This window comes from Herbaspirillum rubrisubalbicans (assembly GCF_003719195.1).
GTDB classification, from domain to species: Bacteria; Pseudomonadota; Gammaproteobacteria; order Burkholderiales; family Burkholderiaceae_D; genus Herbaspirillum; species Herbaspirillum rubrisubalbicans.
The window spans coordinates 1152603-1170511 of the sequence record NZ_CP024996.1; the positions used below are offsets into that span (position 1 = coordinate 1152603).

Below are 17909 nucleotides of genomic sequence, written 5' to 3' on the forward strand. Positions count from 1 at the left end.
ACCGGGCTGCCGGATATGAAGATAAGCGACAAGTATCGGCCACTTCCTTTCTTGCAAGAACCAGCGCAGCCACAAAACATCATTGACTCACGCTCAATAATCCACGCGGCAGTGGCGTTGACCTTGGCGATTTGGTAACGCTACCAGCGGCGATGCTAGAATGCCGGCCATGCCAGAGCCCCGCGATTTCCCCCCCGAGTCTTCCCCCGAGCCCAACCGCGACCTCCGCGAGGAGGACGGCGCCGAGCCGCGCCGCCGTGGTCCGCGCAAGAGTGCCGGTGGCGTCACGCTGCGCGATGTGGCGCAACTGGCCGGGGTGGCGCCCATCACGGCGTCGCGCGCGCTCAATACCCCGGCGGCGGTCTCGCCCAAGGTCTTGCAGAAGGTGCGCGAGGCGGTGGAGAAGACCGGTTATGTGCCCAACCTGCTGGCCGGGGGCCTGGCGTCCAACAAGAGCCGGCTGGTGGCGGTGGTGGTACCCACTGTCATCGGGCCGGTGTTCCAGGAGATCGTCCATACCCTCACCGAGACCCTGGCCGCCGCCGGCTACCAGGTCATGCTGGGCCAGAGCGGTTATGAGAATTCGCGCGAGGATGCGCTGCTGGAAGCCATCATCGGGCGTCGTCCCGATGGCGTGGTGCTGACCGGCATCATGCGCTCCCCGCAGGCGCGCAAGCGCTTGCTGGCCAGCGGCATTCCGGTGGTGGAGACCTGGGATCTGACTGCCTCGCCCATCGATATGCTGGTGGGCTTCTCGCATGAAGCCATCGGTCGCGAGGTGGCGCGTTACCTGCATGGACGGGGTCGCCAGCGAGTGGCCGTGGTGGGCGGGCGCGATGAGCGCAGCCAGCGGCGCATGAATGCCTTTGCGCAGCAAGCCATGGCGCTGGGGATGCACCAGGGGTCGGCTCCGCTGGCCATGCATCACGTCAGCGCGCCGACCACGCTGGGGCAGGGCCGCCAGGGACTGGCCGAGTTGTTGCAGCGCCAGCCGGACATCGATGCCATCTTCTGCAGCTCTGACCTGCTGGCGCTGGGCGTGATGATCGAGGCCCAAAGCCGTGGCATTGCCATTCCCCGGCAACTGGCGGTGGTCGGTTTCGGTGACCTGGAATTCTCGCGCGACCTGCAGCCGCGCCTGACCACGGTGCGCATCGACGGCACCGGCATCGGCCAGCGTGCCGCGCGTTTCATCATCGACCGCGCCGCCGGCATCGAGGTGGCTGAACGCATCATCGATGTGGGCTTTTCCATCATTGAGCGCGAGAGCGCCTGAGGCGCAGTCTCTTTCCTTCATCTGTGTCCTGCCCAAAGGCAGTTTTCAGACCATTGACACTTGAATTTGGTACCGCTACCATTTGCCCGTTGAATTTGGTAGCGCTACCAAATCAAATCTGCTTACTCCACAATACTTCAGTTCCCTTTCACTAAAAGAGAAGGCTTAGCCATGAACCAGCCCGCCGTCGCTGCCGCTGTCCCCGATTCGTCCGCCGCCCTGCACAAGGGCGCCCCGCGCGTGACCGAGATGCGCGTCATCCCGGTGGCCGGGCATGACAGCATGTTGCTCAACCTGTCGGGCGCCCACGGTCCGTATTTCACGCGCAACATCGTCATCCTCACCGACAGTGCCGGCCATACCGGCGTGGGGGAAGTGCCGGGTGGGGAGGGCATCCGCCAGACCCTGGAAGATGCGCGCGCACTGGTGGTGGGCCAGTCCATCGGCAATGTCCAGGGCATCCTGAACCGTGCGCGCAGCGCCTTTGCCGATCGCGATGCCGGTGGCCGCGGCTTGCAGACCTTTGACCTGCGCATCGCCATCCACGCCGTCACCGCGCTGGAAGCGGCGCTGCTGGACTTGCTGGGGCAGTTCCTGGAAGTGCCGGTGGCGGCATTGCTGGGCGAGGGCCAGCAGCGCAGCGAGGTGGAGATGCTGGGTTACCTGTTCTACGTAGGGGACCGCAACAAGACCGATCTACCCTATCTCTCGGCCCCGGATGCCGCCGACGACTGGCTGCGCCTGCGCCACGAAGCCGCCATGACGCCCGAAGCCGTGGTGCGCCTGGCCGAGGCAGCCTATGCGCGCTATGGCTTCAATGACTTCAAGCTCAAGGGTGGCGTCATGCGCGGCGAGGAAGAGATCGTGGCCGTCACTGCCCTGGCCGAACGCTTCCCCAAGGCCCGCATCACGCTCGATCCGAACGGCGGCTGGCTGCTCAAGGATGCGATCCGCCTGTGCCGTGACCAGCATGACGTGCTGGCCTATGCGGAAGACCCGTGCGGTGCCGAGGAGGGTTATTCCGGGCGCGAGGTGATGGCTGAATTCCGCCGCGCCACCGGCTTGCAGACTGCTACCAACATGGTAGCGACCGACTGGCGCCAGATGGGCCATGCGATTTCGCTGCAATCGGTCGATATCCCGCTGGCCGATCCGCATTTCTGGACCATGCAGGGTTCGGTGCGGGTAGCGCAGATGTGCAACGAGTGGGGCCTGACCTGGGGTTCGCACTCCAACAACCACTTCGACATTTCGCTGGCCATGTTCACCCACGTGGCCGCTGCCGCACCGGGCAAGATCACGGCCATCGATACCCACTGGATCTGGCAGGAGGGCCAGCGTCTGACGCGCGAACCGCTGCAGATCGTGGGCGGCAAGGTGCAGGTGCCGAGCAAGCCGGGCCTGGGCGTGGAAGTGGACATGGCGCAGATCGAGGCAGCCCATCAGACCTATCGCAACATGGGGCTGGGCGCGCGCGATGACGCCGTGGCCATGCAATACCTGATTCCGGGCTGGAAGTTCGATCACAAGAAGCCTTGCCTGGTGCGCTGAAGGCGGCGCTGCCTATCCTGGTTTGCATCATGCCTCTGGTCACAGCCGGAGGCCGGGGCATCTTTGTATATACAGATCAGAACCGGTCCAGAAAGCCGTGATGCTTTTCTATCCGGAAGTGGGCTTGCGCATCAATGTAGACATCGACCCGGCTGAAGGGAGGGCCAATTTCTACGCCCTCGTCGTTGACAAAAGGTGTGCTGACAATGACCCAGAAATCTTTTCCGGGAAACATGGGCGTGGAGAAGCGAACGCTCTGGCCTGGGTTGAGATGGTCGCGGGTGATGCTGTGTTCTGCATTGTAAAAATAGGAAACGGGCTGGCTAGCATCAGCGGCATAGTGAATTGCGATAGTCGGTCGCGCTAAATACCATGCAGTAAAGATCATCACGGAGGCCCAAAGGGCCAGTTTTGTGAAGCGAAGAGTCATAGACGGTTACTCGTATTGATCAGCGACTGCATTGATGTGGTCGCTTGGCCTGATTGTCACCGCTGGAACCCCACGGTAACGCAACGGAGGTGATTTCGCTCAAGAGGCGTTCGGCAGACAGCGTATCCGGTTTAGCCGACCTATAAAGGTCGATACCTAGCTGTATTGAAATGTGATCTTGTACATCGTCCGCGCTATTGGGCCATGCGCCATTTTCGGGATGGCTTTGCATGACTGGCCATCTTTTTTTTTCCTGGAGGTCACGCTTCGCATCACTAAGGGCTTGTGCAAGGCCCGCCCCTCCAAGGAGCTCGTCTTTACTGAAGTCGACAGCCGTTCCTACGTAGCCGTAATGAATATTTGACCAGATATCATAAAAATAATCGTACTGAGCGTATCTTTGCCAGCCCTTACGAAATATCCCTCTTTGTATCAGCATGGCTTTGATGATCGGTTTATGGTCCCACGGCTGGCCGGGCGCAACCTGCATGGTCCACATCTGGTACGCAGCCAGCTTGTGTCCAGTCGCGATATTGTAGTAGTCCGGCATACCGCCCAACTTGGCGTGCCAAGCCTGTGCATTCCATTTTTTTATCTCTGCTGCTGGATCAAACAGATTCGCTGACGTTATTTTCTTGCCCTCCGGCGTAAAGGGGTTTTTCTTCATTTCGGCCACGATGTATTGCGCCACCGGAATCGCATCGTTCGGATCTCGACACACACGAACGATTGTCGGCTCCCGCTCGCCCACCGGTTTAGTCTCGTGAATGGCCACTAGCAGCCAGTTTTTTTCGTTGCTTCTTTTTGGGTTCATCTCGGCTCCTTGACGTGGGTTCTCACATGACTTCTGAGCAGGGGCCAGCGGTCATGGCGAGTATCAATATCGCGCTTGGGAGCATACGGGCTGGCAGATGACTGTTTCTTCAATCGCAAGATTGCGGCGGGAATTCTCCATAAATTACGATGAACAATTAGCCTGCTTCGGTGTGCGCCGAGCATACCGGACCCGGCAAAACTATAATGGCACCCTGCAATCCGCCATCACGGCGGAACAGTCGCCGCGTCCCTTGCGGCAAGACATCAAGGCGGCCTGGTCATGGATACCCTCTACCACCTCATCGAGCAATACGGTCTGATCCTCGTTTTCGTCAACGTGCTGGTCGAGCAACTGGGTGCGCCGGTGCCAGCCTATCCGACCCTCATCATCACCGGCGCGCTCTCGGCCAGCGGTCGTTATTCACCGGCGCTGTTGCTGTTGTTGGCGGTGTGCGCGGCACTGATGGCGGACTACGTGTGGTATCTCGCGGGCCGTCGCTATGGGCGCCAGATCATGTCGCGGCTGTGCCGCATTTCGCTCTCGCCGGACTCCTGCGTGCGCCAGACCGAATCGATCTACCTGCGCTGGGGTGCGCGTTCGCTCTTGCTGGCCAAGTTCATTCCGGGGTTTGCCTCGATTGCCAGCGCTCTGTCCGGCACCATGGGTACGCGCCGCCTTAGCTTCGTGCTGTGGGATGCGGCGGGCAGTGCGTTGTGGGCAGGGCTGGGGATTTTCCTGGGCTCGCTGTTCAGCTCGGCCGTGGATGACCTCTTGAACGTGCTGGCCGAGCTGGGCCATTACGGCATGTTGATGATAGCTGTGGCGCTGGCCGCCTTCGTGGCCAACAAGTGGTGGCAGCGGCGGCGTTTCCGTAAGTCGCTGGAGATGGCGCGTATTTCGGTGGATGAGTTGAATACCCTGCTGGAAGAGGGCAATGCCCCCACCATCATCGACGTGCGCTCGCCGCTGTCGCAACAGGATGGCCGCATTCCGGGGGCCGTGACGATTTCCAACCAGGAAATCCAGACCTTCGTCTTCGATGGCCCGGTAGAGGGCGAGGTGGTGGTCTATTGCGCCTGTCCCAACGAAGCCTCGGCGGCCCTGGTGGCGCGCCAGTTGATGCGGCGCGGCTACACGCGCGTGCGGCCGCTGACCGGGGGCATCGATGCCTGGCGCGCGGCCGGTTACGCCATCGACGTCTGAATCGCCGTGCCCTGGCGGATGGTCTTGGTGACCGGGGTCTTTTCGCAGATCTCGGCCAGGCGGGTCAACTGCTCCGCGGTGAGCGTATTGCCGAAGCTGATCTTGCGGGTGATGGTTTCCAGACCGCTGTCGTCGCGTCCGAAGTGGGCATCCACCGAGATACTGCCCAGCTCCCAGCCCTTGCGGTCGGCATACATGCGCAAGGTCAGCGAGGTGCAGGAAGCCAGCGCGGCCAGCAGCAATTCATAGGGGGCCGGGCCGCTGTCCTTGCCGCCATTGTCTTCGGGTTCGTCGGACTTGAGCTGGTGGCTGCGCGCCTTGATGTCCTGAGCGTAGCCGGCGGCGTTGTGCAGGGTGACGTGGGCCATGGTTCTCCATTCGTTGAAAGTGAGGGGATGGCCGATTGTGGCACAGGCGTGCTGCGCGATCTTGTACTTTCCTGCTCATGATGCATGGCTGCGGGCCAAAAAAAACCACGCTTGCGCGTGGTTTTTTCTTGCCGGAAAGGCCGTCGCTGATGCTGAAGATCAGGCGAAGTTCTTGGCCACGAAGTCCCAGTTGATGATGCCCCAGTAGTTTTCGACATACTTGGCGCGTGCATTGCGGTAGTCGATGTAGTAGGCGTGTTCCCACACGTCGACCGTCAACAGCGGCTTGCTGTCGGTGGTCAGCGGGGTGCCGGCGCCGGTGGTGTTGACGATGTCCAGAGTGCCGTCAGCCTTCTTGACCAGCCAGGTCCAGCCGGAACCGAAGTTGGCCAGGCCCTGCTTGGTGAACTCGGCCTTGAAGGCGTCGAAGGAACCCCACTTGGCGTTGATGGCGTCAGCCAGCGCGCCGCTGGGAGCGCCTTGACCCTTGGGGGTCAGGCCGTTCCAGTAGAAGGTGTGGTTCCACACCTGAGCGGCGTTGTTGAAGATGCCGCCGGAAGATTTCTTGATGATCTCTTCCAGGGACAGGTTTTCGAATTCGGTACCCGGGATCAGGTTGTTCAGGTTGGTCACATAGGTCTGATGGTGCTTGCCATAGTGATATTCCAGGGTTTCCTTGGAAATCGTGGGCGCCAGCGCGTCCAGATCGTAAGGCAGTGCCGGAAGGGTATGTGCCATGATGAATCCTTTCAGTCTTGTTGGTTTGCTACGAAGGGGTCTTTTCCGAACCTGAGATTCTAAAGCGGAAGACAATTCTTTGCACTCGATCAAATGCGACGGCAATCAGGCTGGCGTCCGCCGCCAGGGCGGCAATGCGAATGGTTCCTGTTGGCGTCACAGTGCCGTATCGGGAGGCAAGTCCGTAGATGCCAGCACCGGCAAGACGTTCCAGCTCATCTGCGCCGCCATGGCTGGCTCCAGCAGGCCGGATGTCGCGTCTGGTCAGCCTCACGCACGGAAAAAGCTTATGCGAAAAAAGTCTGCCACAGCGGTCAATAGACGCTGCCATCGACCCTGCATCTGCCTTCAATCCAGCCGCGGCTGGACGCTGGCAATGCCGACCTCGGCGCTGCCCTGGGCCAGGCGGATGGTGACCTCGCTGCGCGCGGCCAGTTCGGCCGGGGCGTGCAGGACGCGGCCCTGGCGGTCGCTGACGATGGCGTAGCCGCGTTCCAGGGTGCGTTGCGGGTTGAGCAGTTCGAGTTGGGTATGCCAGCCCGCCAGCACCTGCCGCTGGCGCAGTTGCTGGGCTGCCTGGGCGCCTTGCAGGCGGCGCGCCAGGTCGAGCAGGTCGCGTCGGGCGTGGGCGGTGTCGGGGATCTGGTGCGCCAGATGGGTGGAGAGTTGCTGTAGGCGGTGGCGCATCCGGGTCAGCGGTACGCGGGTGGCGTGCGAGAGCCGGGTTTGCAGCGCTGCCAACTTGACTCGCTCATGCTGTATATACGCGCCGGGATTGACCAGGCGCCGTGCCAGCCAGTCCACGCTCTGGGCTTTGTCGGTCAGGCTGCGGCGCAGGGCGCGGGTCAGGTCCAAGGCGTGACTGCGCAGCTCGGCCAGCCAATCCTCGCGGGCGGTGGCGGCCAGCTCGGCGGCGGCGGTGGGGGTGGGGGCGCGCAGGTCGGCGGCGAAGTCGGCGATGGTGAAATCGGTTTCGTGGCCCACGCCCGAGATGACCGGCATGGCGGCGGCCACGATGGCGCGCGCCACCACCTCTTCATTGAAGGACCACAGGTCTTCGATACTGCCGCCGCCGCGGCAGACCAGCAGCACATCGCATTCGGCACGCGCCGAGGCGGTCTGGATGGCCGTGGCGATGCGCTGGGCCGCGCCTTCGCCCTGCACCGGGGTGGGGTAGAGCACTACTTCCACATGCGGGGCGCGGCGGCGCAGGGTGGTCAAGACATCGCGCAAGGCTGCTGCCTGGGGGCTGGTGACGATGCCGATGCGGCGCGGGAAGCCCGGCAGGGCGCGCTTGCGCTCACGGTCGAACAGGCCTTCGCGTTCCAGGCGCTCCTTCAGTTGTACGAAGGCCGCATACAGGTCGCCCACGCCGGAGCGGCGGATCGCTTCCACGTTCAACTGGTAGTCGCCACGCGGGGCGTAGAGCGTGACCAGGGTGCGCACCTCGACCTTATCGCCCTCGCGCGGCATGAAGCCAGCGTACTGGGCGCGGCCCTTGAACATCACCGCGCGCACCTGGGCGCCGTCATCCTTGAGGTTGAAATACCAGTGGCCGGAGGCGGCGCGGGTGAAATTGGAAATCTCGCCCTTGACCCAGATCAGCGGGAAGTTGCGCTCCAACATGCGCGCCACCGCCTGGTTCAAGGCCGAGACCGTCAGCATGGGCGGGCCTCCATCGGTGGCAGTGGCCGCTGGCATGGCTTCCGGGCGCGGGCGGGCAGTGGGGAAGGGGGGAAACTTGTCGGCGGGCATGGGACGTAGGCACTCCAGGGGCGATACAATGCCGCATTGTAAAGCCAAGCCGGCTCCGCTTGCCCAGGCGCGCACAACCGGCTACATTCTGCACCGCAGCAGACGACCGTTCGCCAGCGCTCGGTCGGGCTGCTCCAGCTGCATCCGCTGTTATCCGTTCATCAGATTCATCCGCATTTCATTAGGAGTACGTTTTGCTCGCCATCATCCTCGCCGCCGGCTGGCCGATCTGGCCCTTGCTGATTGCATCCATCATCGGCCTGGCGCTGGTCATCGAAAGACTGGTCTACCTGCGCCGCGCCCGTATCCTGCCGCCCGACCTGCTGGGCGAAGTGGTGCGGGTCTACCAGAGCGGGCGCGTCACCGAGGACGTGATCGACAAGCTGGAACAGAATTCGCCGCTGGGCCAGGTGCTGGCTGCCGGCCTGCGCAACGTGGACGCGCCGCGCGAGGTGATGAAGGAAGCCATCGAGGAGGCCGGCCAGGGCGCCGCGCACCGCCTGGAACGCTTCCTGACTACGCTGGGCACGATTGCCTCGCTGGCGCCGCTGATGGGCCTGTTCGGTACGGTGGTGGGCATGATCGAGATCTTCGCCTCGCAAAATGCGGCCGGCACCAACCCGGCGCAACTGGCGCATGGCATCTCCATTGCGCTCTACAACACCGGTTTCGGGCTGGCCATTGCCATGCCGGCGCTGGTGTTCTATCGCCACTTCCGGGCGCTGGTCGATGGCTTCGTGGTGGACATGGAGCAGCAGGCCGTCAAGTTCGTGGACATCGTCCACGACGTGCGTCGCTGATGCCCGCCGATAGCCGGAGACGATCATGAACTTCCGCAAGGGCCGCCCCCGCGAAGACCTGGAAATCAACCTGATTCCCTTTATCGATGTGTTGCTGGTGATCGTGATCTTCCTGATGGTGACCACCACCTACAGCAAGTTCACGGCGCTGCAGATCACCCTGCCCACGGCCGATGCGCAAAAGGCGCTGGAGCAGCCGTTCGAGATCAGTATCGCAGTCGATGCCAACGGTCGCTACGCCATCAACAACAAGCGTATCGCCGCGCGCGATGCGCAGGGCTTGTCCGATGAGATGCAGGCGGCTGTCAAGGGCAGCGGCAGCAAGCTCGACCCGGTGGTCATCATCAATGCCGATGCCCTGGCCACGCACCAGACCGTCATCAATGTGCTGGAAGCGGCGCGCATGGCCGGCTATCCCAAGGTGACCTTCGCCGCGCAGTCCAGCAGCAAGTAGCAAGATTCAAGAAATCTTCATATCGCCAATTGTTCAATGGCGGCACGACCAGGCTGGGGCTGGGCGTGTTGCCTTTTCATTCATTGGATCAAGATCATGGCCCAATCCAGGCCCTCCGCCGAAGCCATCCTGAGCCGCGCCTGGCAAGGTCGTGGTCCGCTGGCCTGCCTGTTGTGGCCGCTGTCGCTGCTCTTTGGCGCCGTGGCGGCCTTGCGCCGCGCGCTCTTTGCACTGGGCATCAAGCGTGCCCAACGGCTGCCGGTGCCGGTAATCGTGGTGGGCAATGTGTTCGTGGGCGGGACCGGCAAGACACCCTTTGCGATCTGGTTGATTCAAGCGCTGCGCGCGGCCGGTTTTCATCCGGGCGTGATTTCCCGGGGCTATGGCGGCGGTGTGGAACAGACGCTGGTGGTCCATTCCGGCTCGGCGGCGGCGCAGGTGGGCGACGAACCCTTGCTGATCGTCCAGCGCACCGGCGTGCCGCTGGTGGTAGGGCGGCGCCGGGTGCAGGCCGGGCGCGCGCTGCTGGCGGCCCATCCCGAGGTGGACGTGATCATTTCCGACGATGGCTTGCAGCACTATGCGTTGGCGCGCGACATCGAGATCGTGCTCTCGGATGCGCGCGGCGTGGGCAATGGCTGGCTGCTGCCGGCCGGCCCTTTGCGCGAACCGGCTTGGCGCCGGCGCGATTTCTCGGTGCTCAACGTCGGCGTCGGCCAGCAGGGGGCGGCCCCGGCCGGCGTGTATGCCATGCAATTGCAGGCCGACTACGCGCTGCAACTGGCCCCGCCAGCCGCGCGCAAGCCGCTGGCGCAGATGGGAGAGGGCGGATTGCGGCTGGCGGCGGTGGCCGGCATCGGTAACCCCGGGCGTTTTTTCGCGACCCTGGAGGGGGCCGGATTGCAGGTCAGCCACCACCCCTTGCCCGACCATTACGACTTCGCCATCGATCCCTTTGCCGGCCTGGCCGCCGATGTCATCCTGATCACGGAAAAGGATGCAGTAAAATGCAGGGCTATCGAGGCCATCCGAAACGACCCGCGCATCTGGGTCGTGCCTGTCACGGCGCGCATCGACAGCGCGCTGGCTCAACACATAGTGGAGAAACTCCGTGAACGCCCGACTGCTTGATATCCTCGTTTGCCCCATCTGCAAGGGGCCGCTGGACTATGACAAGAAAGCCCAGGAACTGATCTGCAAGGCAGACAAGCTGGCCTATCCGATCCGCGATGGCATCCCCATCATGTGGGCCGATGAAGCGCGCGAGCTGACCGCGGCCCCGGCCGCGCCAGCCGCCTGACGCCTGACGCCAGCTGCTGTTCCTTGATTCCCGATTTCTGCCTTCCTGCTGCGGTTGATACCATGACCTTTACCGTCATCATCCCGGCGCGCCTGGCTTCCACGCGCCTGCCCAACAAGCCCTTGGCCGACCTCGGCGGCAAGCCCATGATCGTGCGCGTGGCCGAGCGCGCAGCGCTGTCGGGTGCGGCGCGCATCATCGTGGCCACCGACCATCACGACATCCATGCCGCCTGCCAGGCACACGGCGTGGAGGTGGTCATGACCCGCGCCGACCATCCCTCCGGCACCGACCGCATCGCCGAAGTGGCCGCCGCCCTGGGCCTGGCCGAGGATGCCGTGGTGGTCAACGTGCAGGGCGATGAACCGCTGATCGATCCCGGCCTGATCGCGGCCACCGCCGCCCATATCAAGGAGGGCGTGCCCATGGCCACGGCGGCGCACGCCATCGAGACCGCCGAGGATGCCTTCAATCCCAACGTGGTCAAGGTGGTGTTGAACAAGGAAGGCTGCGCCATGTATTTCTCGCGCGCCACCATTCCCTGGCATCGCGATGCCTTTGCCAAGTCGCGCGCGGTGTTGCCGGACGCCACCGGCCCCGACCACGTCAACGAATACGTGCCGCTGCGCCATATCGGCCTGTATGCCTACAGCAACCGCTTCCTGCAGCTCTACCCGACGCTGGCGCCGGCGCCGCTGGAACGTATCGAGGCGCTGGAGCAGTTGCGCGTGCTCTGGCATGGACATGCCATCGCGGTGCACGTCACCTCGCTGGTGCCGGAGGCCGGTGTCGATACGCCCGAGGATCTGTTGCGCGTGCGCAAGCATTTCGAGGTGCCGCCCGACAGCCCCCTGATCCAGACCATCTCCGCGCTTTGATGGGCGGGCCGCAGGCATGATCCGGCGCAAGGTGGCACCGATCGGCTTGCTGTAAGTTCCATGTCAAGCTGACACGACACAATCGAAAGCCGGAGACTGCTTAAAAATCAGGCGTTTGTCATGGTTAGGTAAGATTTTGTGGTAAGTTTCGTCCCAGAGTTGATGCAAACGGCGCGCAAACAAGCTGCATAACCGTCCAGATGGCAGCGATCCTCTGCCATCACGTCACAAAAGAATTCAAGCATTCATATTTCAAAAACCTCAATTAGGAACCCTTATGCGCCTCATCCTTTTAGGAGCGCCTGGTGCCGGTAAAGGCACGCAAGCCACTTTTATCAAGGAAAAATTCAACATTCCGCAAATCTCCACCGGTGACATGCTGCGCGCTGCCGTGGCCGCGGGCACCGAGCTTGGCATTGCGGCCAAGAAGGTGATGGATGCAGGCGGTCTGGTTTCCGACGACATCATCATCGGCCTGGTCAAGGATCGCCTGAAGCAGGCCGACTGTGCCAATGGCTACCTGTTCGACGGCTTCCCGCGCACCACGCGTCAAGCCGATGCGATGAAGGAAGCCGGCGTAGCCATCGACTACGTGCTGGAAATCGACGTGCCCGACAGCGCCATCGTCGAGCGCATGAGCGGTCGTCGCGTGCACCCGGGTTCGGGCCGCAGCTATCACGTCAAGTTCAACCCGCCCAAGGTCGAGGGCAAGGATGACATCACGGGCGAGCCGCTGATCCAGCGCGACGACGACAAGGAAGAAACCGTCAAGAAGCGCCTGGCCGTCTACCACGACCAGACCGAAGTGCTGCTGGGCTACTACGGCAAGTGGGCTGAATCGGGCGAGCCCGGTGCGCCCAAGTATCGCAAGATCGCCGGCGTGGGTCCGGTGGAAGAAATCAGGGATCGTGCATTTGCCGCCCTGGCGGAGTAAAGTGAAGCGGACTTCGGTCCGCTTTTTTTATGCTGTCGCGCTTCATGCATCCAGCGCGGCAGACCGCAAAAACTAAGTAAACCGATCACCGGTCATCACGCCCGCCCGAGGGCGCGATACCGGCGGCCCGGCAAGGCAGAACAATTCCAATAAAAAGGGCGACGCAATTTGCAGGCGCAGTATCGGCAGCGACCAACCGGGGCAGCATGGCCCGGGCGAGGCGGCCGATGTTCGTGATTGTTGATGAGTCGTGATAATAAAGGAGATGAAGATGGCACTTGCCCTGTGGTTTGCCATTGCCTGCGGCTTGGTCGCGGTGATCTATGGCCTGGTATCGCGTAGCTGGATTCTCAAGCAAGACCCCGGCAATCCCCGTATGCAGGAAATCGCTCTGGCCATCCAGCAGGGTGCGGCGGCCTATCTGGCGCGCCAGTACCGCACCATCGCCATGGTCGGGGTGGTGCTGCTGATCGTCATTGCCGTCATTCCCGGACTGGGGTGGCTCACTGCCATCGGCTTCCTGCTGGGGGCAGTGCTGTCCGGCGCCTGCGGCTTCATCGGCATGAATGTCTCGGTGCGCGCCAACGTGCGCACAGCCCAGGCCGCCACACGCGGCATGAACGAGGCGCTGGGCGTGGCTTTCCGCGGTGGGGCGATTACCGGGATGCTGGTGGTGGGGCTGGGTCTGCTGGGGGTGTCGCTGTTCTTCTGGGCCTTGTTCGTCTACGGGCAAGGGCGTGCGGCGAGCCTGCATGACGCCATCCAACCCTTGATCGGGCTGGCCTTCGGCGCTTCGCTCATCTCCATCTTCGCGCGGCTGGGGGGCGGCATCTTCACCAAGGGTGCCGACGTCGGCGCCGATCTGGTGGGCAAGGTCGAGGCCGGCATTCCCGAGGATGATCCGCGTAACCCCGCCGTGATCGCCGACAATGTCGGTGACAACGTGGGAGACTGCGCCGGCATGGCCGCCGATCTGTTCGAGACCTACGTGGTCACGCTGGTGGCCACCATGCTGCTGGGCAGCTTGATGTTGAAGGGCATGGAAACCCTGGCCGTGCTCTATCCGCTGGCACTGGGCGGGGTCTCCATCCTGGCTTCCATCGTCGGCTGCGCCATGGTCAAGGCGCAGCCGGGCAAGAAGATCATGGCGGCGCTCTACACCGGCCTGTGGTGGGCGGCGGGGTTGTCGCTGCTGGGCTTTGCAGCGGTCACCTGGCTGCTGTTGCCGCCCGAATTGCGCCTGCCGCTGATGGGCGCGGCGGTGGTGGGCATCGTGCTGACCGGCTTGATGGTCTATATCACCGAGTACTACACCGGCACCGACTTCAAGCCCGTGCGCCACATCGCCGAGGCGTCAACCACCGGGCATGGCACCAACATCATCGCCGGGCTGGGCGTGTCGATGAAATCGACCGCCTATCCGGTGCTGGCGGTGTGCGCGGCGATCCTGGCGTCGTATTGGCTGGCCGGGCTGTACGGGATTGCGATTGCGGCCACCTCCATGCTGTCCATGGCCGGCATCGTGGTGGCGCTGGATGCCTATGGCCCCATCACCGATAACGCCGGCGGCATCGCCGAGATGTCCGGCCTGCCCGATTCGGTGCGCGCCATCACCGACCCGCTCGATGCCGTGGGCAATACCACCAAGGCCGTCACCAAGGGCTATGCCATCGGTTCGGCCGGGCTGGCGGCGCTGGTGCTGTTTGCCGACTATACCCATGCGCTGGAATCGGTGGGCAAGACGGCCAGCTTCGACTTGTCCAGTCCGGCGGTGATCATCGGCCTGTTTATCGGCGGGCTGATTCCCTATCTGTTCGGCGCCATGGCGATGGAAGCGGTCGGGCGCGCCGCCGGCGCGGTGGTGGTGGAGGTGCGCCGCCAGTTCCGCGACATCGCCGGCATCATGGATGGCAGCGGCCGGCCCGAGTATGACCGTGCGGTGGACATGCTGACTTCCTCGGCCATCCGCGAGATGATCCTGCCCTCGCTGTTGCCGGTGATCGTGCCCATCCTGGTGGGCTTGCTGCTGGGACCGTCAGCACTGGGCGGCCTGTTGATGGGCACCATCGTCACGGGTCTGTTCGTGGCCATTTCGATGACCACCGGTGGCGGCGCCTGGGACAACGCCAAGAAATACATCGAGGATGGCCACCACGGCGGCAAGGGTTCGGATGCCCACAAGGCCGCCGTCACGGGCGACACCGTGGGCGATCCCTACAAGGACACGGCCGGGCCGGCGGTCAACCCCCTGATCAAGATCATCAACATCGTGGCGCTGCTGCTGGTGCCGCTGTTGCCTGCGCTGCCGAGTTGATCGGCTTGGGTGGCACCCTGCGCAGGCCACCCAAATAAGCCGCATTTGCCGGCCAATTCTCTTCTCCACAGGGGGGCGCTGCTGATAAGCTCCCCCTATGGAGACCATGGAACATAAAACAGGCTTGATCCTGACCGGCGGTGGCGCCCGGGCGGCTTACCAGGTGGGCGTGCTCAACGCCATCTCGATGATCCTGCTCGAAGCCGGTTGGCCGGTGCACAGCAATCCCTTCCCCATCATCTGCGGCACCTCGGCCGGCGCCATCAATGGCACCGCCCTGGCGTGCCGCGCCGATGACTTCGGCGAGGCGGTGCGCGAGCTGATGGCGGTGTGGAGCAATTTCAAGGTGGAGCAGGTGTACCGTGCCGATTCGCTGGGCGTGATCCGCTCGGGCGCGCGCTGGCTGTCGCTGTTTTCCTTCGGCTGGCTGCTGCGCAAATGGCGCGCCAATCCACCCAATTCCTTGCTGGACAACACGCCGCTGGTGAGTATGCTGCATCGCCTGCTGGACCTGCCGCGGCTGGATGCGGCGCTGGAGCAGGGCCAGTTGCACGCGTTGGCGGTCACGGCGTCGTCCTACACCAGCGGCCAGCACATCACCTTCTATCAATGTGCAGAAGAAATCGAACCCTGGCGCCGCACCCAGCGCCTGGCCATGCGCGACCAGATCGGCATCGACCACTTGCTGGCGTCCTCGGCCATTCCCTTCATCTTTCCTGCCATTCCGGTATACATCGATGGCCGCTGCGAATATTGCGGCGATGGCTCCATGCGCCAGATCGCGCCGATCTCGCCGGCCATCCACCTGGGCGCCACCAAGGTGCTCATCATCGGTGCCGGACGCATGGGCGAGAAGGGCGAACAGGCGCCCACCAATACCCCGCATTACCCCAGCCTGGCCCAGGTGGCCGGTCATGCCATGTCGGGCATCTTCCTCGATGGTCTCTCGGCCGATATCGAACGCATCAACCGGGTCAACCAGACGCTGTCCGTATTGAATGAAGAGCAGCGCCGCCATACTCCCTTGAAGCCCATCCGCACCCTGGTGATCTCGCCCTCGCATCGCATCGACAGCATCGCCAGCCGCCACGTGCTCAACCTGCCGCGCCCCATCCGCACCATGCTGGGCGGCATCGGTGCCACCGAGGCGCGTGGCTCGGCGCTGGCCTCCTATCTGCTGTTCGAACAAAGCTTCACCCGCGAACTGATCGCCCTGGGCCAAAGCGATACCTACGCCAAGCGCGAGGAAGTGCTGGCCTTTTTTGAACCGGATACCGCCCAGCTACTCCAAGCCCCTACCTGACTTGCTGCCGGTCAAACTCCATGCCCACCGTGGTTGCCTCGCCGAAAGCAACACGTTAATCTACCGAGTGCTGTTGTCCTCTGTTGACAAAATTGCAATTTAAAGAATCAATGCCGACGATGCAAATGCGAGTCCGATTCATTTTCTCTTTCTTCATCCGCTACTGGCTGGTCCTGCTGACGGCCCTCATGCTGGCCGCGCCGGTTCATGCCCGTGGCCCGGCGCCGGGGAGCTTGCCGGAAGTCAACCTGGACCAGTTGCCGCGCGAAGCCCAGCAGACCATGGCGCTGATCCGTCAGGGCGGCCCTTTCCCCTATGAAAAGGATGGTGCCGTCTTCGGCAACTATGAAGGGGTTTTACCCAAGCAAAAGCGCGGGTATTATCGCGAATACACGGTCAAGACGCCGCGTGCCCGCAATCGCGGCGCCCGCCGCATCATCAGCGGGGGCGAGCCCGCTTCTTCCGGCGAATACTATTACACCAGCGATCATTACAAGACCTTCCGGCGCATCCGCGATTGATCGCGCCCAGGAGCAGGGCAAGGCGCGCAAGCCCTGCCGCAGCAAGCGTCAAACATCAGGTCAGCCAAGTCAGCCACTATAACCAAGACAGCCACACTGCCCCGCCTATGGATACTGAAGGGAAAATGAGTTTGTTCAAAACGGTGCCGCCCAATATCGTGCAGTCGATCCGCGCCTTTCGCGTGAACGAGCTGCAGCAGGAGGCCGCGCACCTGCAGCAGCATTTTCTCTACGCCTATTGTGCCGATGCCCTCACCAAGCAGCAGGTGCTCACTACCATCGCCACTGCCTTCCACTTTCCGCGACACTTTGGCAAGAACTTCGACGCCCTGCACGATTGCCTGACCGACCTGACCCACAAGGCCGGCAAGCAGATCGGCTTCGTCGTGGTGCTGGAACAACTGCCCAATACCCAGAAATTCGACAAGGAAGCGCGCGAAACCCTGCTCGACGTGTTCCGCGACGCCGCCGATTACTGGGCCGAAAAGAAGGTGCCGTTCCGGGTCTTCTATTCCTTCCAGTAAATTTTCTTCACATTTTGATAAATCTTTTACGCCACGCGGTAGCTTTCACATCGTGAAAAGCGGGGGCGAAGAGGCCGTCAGCAGGTACAATGCGCACACCATGAGAAGCATTGTCATCCTGATTTCCGGACGTGGCAGCAATATGGAAGCCATCGTCCGCGCCGCACAGGCCGAGCGCTGGCCTGCCAGAATTGCCGCCGTCATCAGCAACCGCGCCGACGCCAGCGGCCTCGAATTCGCCGCCAGCCACGGCATTGCCACCGCCGTCATTGCCAACCGCGACTATCCCACGCGCGATCAGTTCGATGCCGCCCTGCGCGCGCAGATCGATACCTTCGCGCCGGACCTGGTGGTGCTGGCGGGGTTCATGCGGATCCTGACGGCGCCTTTCGTCAATCATTACCAGGGCCGTATGCTCAACATCCACCCGTCGCTGCTGCCCAGTTTCCCCGGCCTGGCGACGCACCGCCAGGCGCTGGCGGCGGGGGTGAAGCTGCATGGCGCCACCGTGCACTTCGTCACGCCCGACCTCGACCACGGCCCCATCGTGGCCCAGGCTGCCGTGCCGGTGCTGGAGGACGATAGTGAAGAGACGCTCGCCGAGCGCGTCCTGGAACAGGAACATGTGATCTACCCGCGCGCCGTGCGCTGGTTCGTGCAGGGCCGCCTGGCGCTGGATGGTGCCCGCGTGCGTCTGGCCGCCGAGCATTGAGGCGCTTGCCACCTGTCGTTTGCGCCACCCT

Annotated in this window: 19 protein-coding genes; 14 read left to right on the top strand and 5 right to left on the bottom strand. The window is 63.0% G+C overall.

Features of this window, described 5'->3' with window-relative positions; genetic code table 11:
- Positions 1–160 precede the first annotated feature (160 nt).
- Positions 161–1276, top strand: a complete 1116-nt coding sequence (locus RC54_RS05190) for a LacI family DNA-binding transcriptional regulator (protein ID WP_061788926.1) — start codon at positions 161–163, stop codon at positions 1274–1276.
- A 171-nt stretch (positions 1277–1447) separates the two neighbouring features.
- Positions 1448–2827, top strand: a complete 1380-nt coding sequence (gene gudD / locus RC54_RS05195; RefSeq protein WP_058894493.1) for a glucarate dehydratase — start codon at positions 1448–1450, stop codon at positions 2825–2827.
- 76 nt (positions 2828–2903) lie between these two features.
- Here the strand turns inward: gudD and RC54_RS05200 are convergent, their stop codons facing one another.
- Together RC54_RS05200 and RC54_RS05205 are read right to left on the bottom strand one after the other, a co-directional pair.
- Complete coding sequence (locus tag RC54_RS05200) at positions 2904–3257, bottom strand: hypothetical protein (protein WP_061788927.1); 354 nt, start codon at positions 3255–3257, stop codon at positions 2904–2906.
- 19 nt (positions 3258–3276) lie between these two features.
- On the bottom strand, positions 3277–4071 hold the full coding sequence (locus RC54_RS05205) for a polymorphic toxin type 44 domain-containing protein (RefSeq protein ID WP_061788928.1): 795 nt from the start codon (positions 4069–4071) through the stop codon (positions 3277–3279).
- 282 nt (positions 4072–4353) lie between these two features.
- On the opposite strand from RC54_RS05205, the gene RC54_RS05210 reads away from it, so the two are divergent.
- Positions 4354–5277, top strand: a complete 924-nt coding sequence (locus tag RC54_RS05210) for a DedA family protein/thiosulfate sulfurtransferase GlpE (protein ID WP_017454354.1) — start codon at positions 4354–4356, stop codon at positions 5275–5277.
- On the opposite strand, the gene RC54_RS05215 is transcribed toward RC54_RS05210, so the two are convergent.
- The 3 genes from RC54_RS05215 to xseA form a co-directional block, all read right to left on the bottom strand.
- Positions 5259–5645: an OsmC family protein gene (locus tag RC54_RS05215; protein ID WP_061788929.1), complete on the bottom strand. Its 387-nt coding sequence runs from the start codon at positions 5643–5645 to the stop codon at positions 5259–5261. The genes RC54_RS05210 and RC54_RS05215 overlap by 19 nt on opposite strands.
- A 159-nt stretch (positions 5646–5804) precedes the next feature.
- Entirely contained in the window at positions 5805–6383 is a 579-nt protein-coding gene (gene sodB, locus RC54_RS05220) for a superoxide dismutase [Fe] (RefSeq protein ID WP_013233193.1), read from the bottom strand.
- 348 nt (positions 6384–6731) lie between these two features.
- Positions 6732–8138, bottom strand: coding sequence for an exodeoxyribonuclease VII large subunit (gene xseA / locus RC54_RS05225; RefSeq protein WP_061788930.1), 1407 nt, complete (start codon positions 8136–8138; stop codon positions 6732–6734).
- Between the two features lie 194 nt (positions 8139–8332).
- Between xseA and RC54_RS05230 the strand changes: the two genes are divergently transcribed.
- The 11 genes from RC54_RS05230 to purN all read left to right on the top strand — a co-directional run bounded on the left by RC54_RS05230 (position 8333) and on the right by purN (position 17878).
- Entirely contained in the window at positions 8333–8938 is a 606-nt protein-coding gene (locus RC54_RS05230; protein WP_017454357.1) for a MotA/TolQ/ExbB proton channel family protein, read from the top strand.
- A 25-nt stretch (positions 8939–8963) separates the two neighbouring features.
- A complete protein-coding gene (locus RC54_RS05235; RefSeq protein ID WP_058894498.1) occupies positions 8964–9392 on the top strand; it encodes an ExbD/TolR family protein in 429 nt (142 codons plus the stop codon).
- Positions 9393–9488: 96 nt separating this feature from the next.
- A complete protein-coding gene (gene lpxK, locus RC54_RS05240; protein WP_174526067.1) occupies positions 9489–10523 on the top strand; it encodes a tetraacyldisaccharide 4'-kinase in 1035 nt (344 codons plus the stop codon).
- Complete coding sequence (locus RC54_RS05245) at positions 10504–10692, top strand: Trm112 family protein (RefSeq protein ID WP_017454360.1); 189 nt, start codon at positions 10504–10506, stop codon at positions 10690–10692. The genes lpxK and RC54_RS05245 overlap by 20 nt, the downstream gene beginning before the upstream one ends.
- Positions 10693–10754: 62 nt before the next feature.
- Entirely contained in the window at positions 10755–11570 is an 816-nt protein-coding gene (gene kdsB / locus RC54_RS05250) for a 3-deoxy-manno-octulosonate cytidylyltransferase (RefSeq protein WP_061788931.1), read from the top strand.
- A gap of 277 nt (positions 11571–11847) precedes the next feature.
- Positions 11848–12504, top strand: coding sequence for an adenylate kinase (gene adk / locus RC54_RS05255; protein WP_017454362.1), 657 nt, complete (start codon positions 11848–11850; stop codon positions 12502–12504).
- Between the two features lie 271 nt (positions 12505–12775).
- Positions 12776–14818 carry a sodium-translocating pyrophosphatase gene (locus RC54_RS05260; protein ID WP_174526068.1) on the top strand — a complete coding sequence of 681 codons (2043 nt, stop codon included), beginning with the start codon at positions 12776–12778 and terminating at the stop codon, positions 14816–14818.
- A gap of 97 nt (positions 14819–14915) precedes the next feature.
- Entirely contained in the window at positions 14916–16121 is a 1206-nt protein-coding gene (locus tag RC54_RS05265; RefSeq protein WP_061788933.1) for a patatin-like phospholipase family protein, read from the top strand.
- 125 nt (positions 16122–16246) lie between these two features.
- Positions 16247–16642: a guanyl-specific ribonuclease gene (locus RC54_RS05270; protein WP_058897490.1), complete on the top strand. Its 396-nt coding sequence runs from the start codon at positions 16247–16249 to the stop codon at positions 16640–16642.
- Positions 16639–17166: a barstar family protein gene (locus RC54_RS05275; RefSeq protein ID WP_231738968.1), complete on the top strand. Its 528-nt coding sequence runs from the start codon at positions 16639–16641 to the stop codon at positions 17164–17166. The genes RC54_RS05270 and RC54_RS05275 overlap by 4 nt, the downstream gene beginning before the upstream one ends.
- Before the next feature lie 100 nt (positions 17167–17266).
- The gene (gene purN / locus RC54_RS05280; RefSeq protein ID WP_026052251.1) at positions 17267–17878 is read left to right on the top strand and encodes a phosphoribosylglycinamide formyltransferase; all 612 of its coding nucleotides are present in this window, start codon (positions 17267–17269) and stop codon (positions 17876–17878) included.
- Positions 17879–17909 lie beyond the last annotated feature (31 nt).

Bases quoted from the DNA above. Each gene is read 5' to 3' on its own strand.
- RC54_RS05190 (WP_061788926.1), top strand. From the start codon at position 161: ATGCCGGCCATGCCAGAGCCCCGCGATTTCCCCCCCGAGTCTTCCCCC.
- gudD (WP_058894493.1), top strand. From the start codon at position 1,448: ATGAACCAGCCCGCCGTCGCTGCCGCTGTCCCCGATTCGTCCGCCGCC.
- RC54_RS05200 (WP_061788927.1), bottom strand. From the start codon at position 3,257: ATGACTCTTCGCTTCACAAAACTGGCCCTTTGGGCCTCCGTGATGATC.
- RC54_RS05205 (WP_061788928.1), bottom strand. From the start codon at position 4,071: ATGAACCCAAAAAGAAGCAACGAAAAAAACTGGCTGCTAGTGGCCATT.
- RC54_RS05210 (WP_017454354.1), top strand. From the start codon at position 4,354: ATGGATACCCTCTACCACCTCATCGAGCAATACGGTCTGATCCTCGTT.
- RC54_RS05215 (WP_061788929.1), bottom strand. From the start codon at position 5,645: ATGGCCCACGTCACCCTGCACAACGCCGCCGGCTACGCTCAGGACATC.
- sodB (WP_013233193.1), bottom strand. From the start codon at position 6,383: ATGGCACATACCCTTCCGGCACTGCCTTACGATCTGGACGCGCTGGCG.
- xseA (WP_061788930.1), bottom strand. From the start codon at position 8,138: ATGCCCGCCGACAAGTTTCCCCCCTTCCCCACTGCCCGCCCGCGCCCG.
- RC54_RS05235 (WP_058894498.1), top strand. From the start codon at position 8,964: ATGAACTTCCGCAAGGGCCGCCCCCGCGAAGACCTGGAAATCAACCTG.
- lpxK (WP_174526067.1), top strand. From the start codon at position 9,489: ATGGCCCAATCCAGGCCCTCCGCCGAAGCCATCCTGAGCCGCGCCTGG.
- kdsB (WP_061788931.1), top strand. From the start codon at position 10,755: ATGACCTTTACCGTCATCATCCCGGCGCGCCTGGCTTCCACGCGCCTG.
- adk (WP_017454362.1), top strand. From the start codon at position 11,848: ATGCGCCTCATCCTTTTAGGAGCGCCTGGTGCCGGTAAAGGCACGCAA.
- RC54_RS05260 (WP_174526068.1), top strand. From the start codon at position 12,776: ATGGCACTTGCCCTGTGGTTTGCCATTGCCTGCGGCTTGGTCGCGGTG.
- RC54_RS05265 (WP_061788933.1), top strand. From the start codon at position 14,916: ATGGAGACCATGGAACATAAAACAGGCTTGATCCTGACCGGCGGTGGC.
- RC54_RS05270 (WP_058897490.1), top strand. From the start codon at position 16,247: ATGCGAGTCCGATTCATTTTCTCTTTCTTCATCCGCTACTGGCTGGTC.
- purN (WP_026052251.1), top strand. From the start codon at position 17,267: ATGAGAAGCATTGTCATCCTGATTTCCGGACGTGGCAGCAATATGGAA.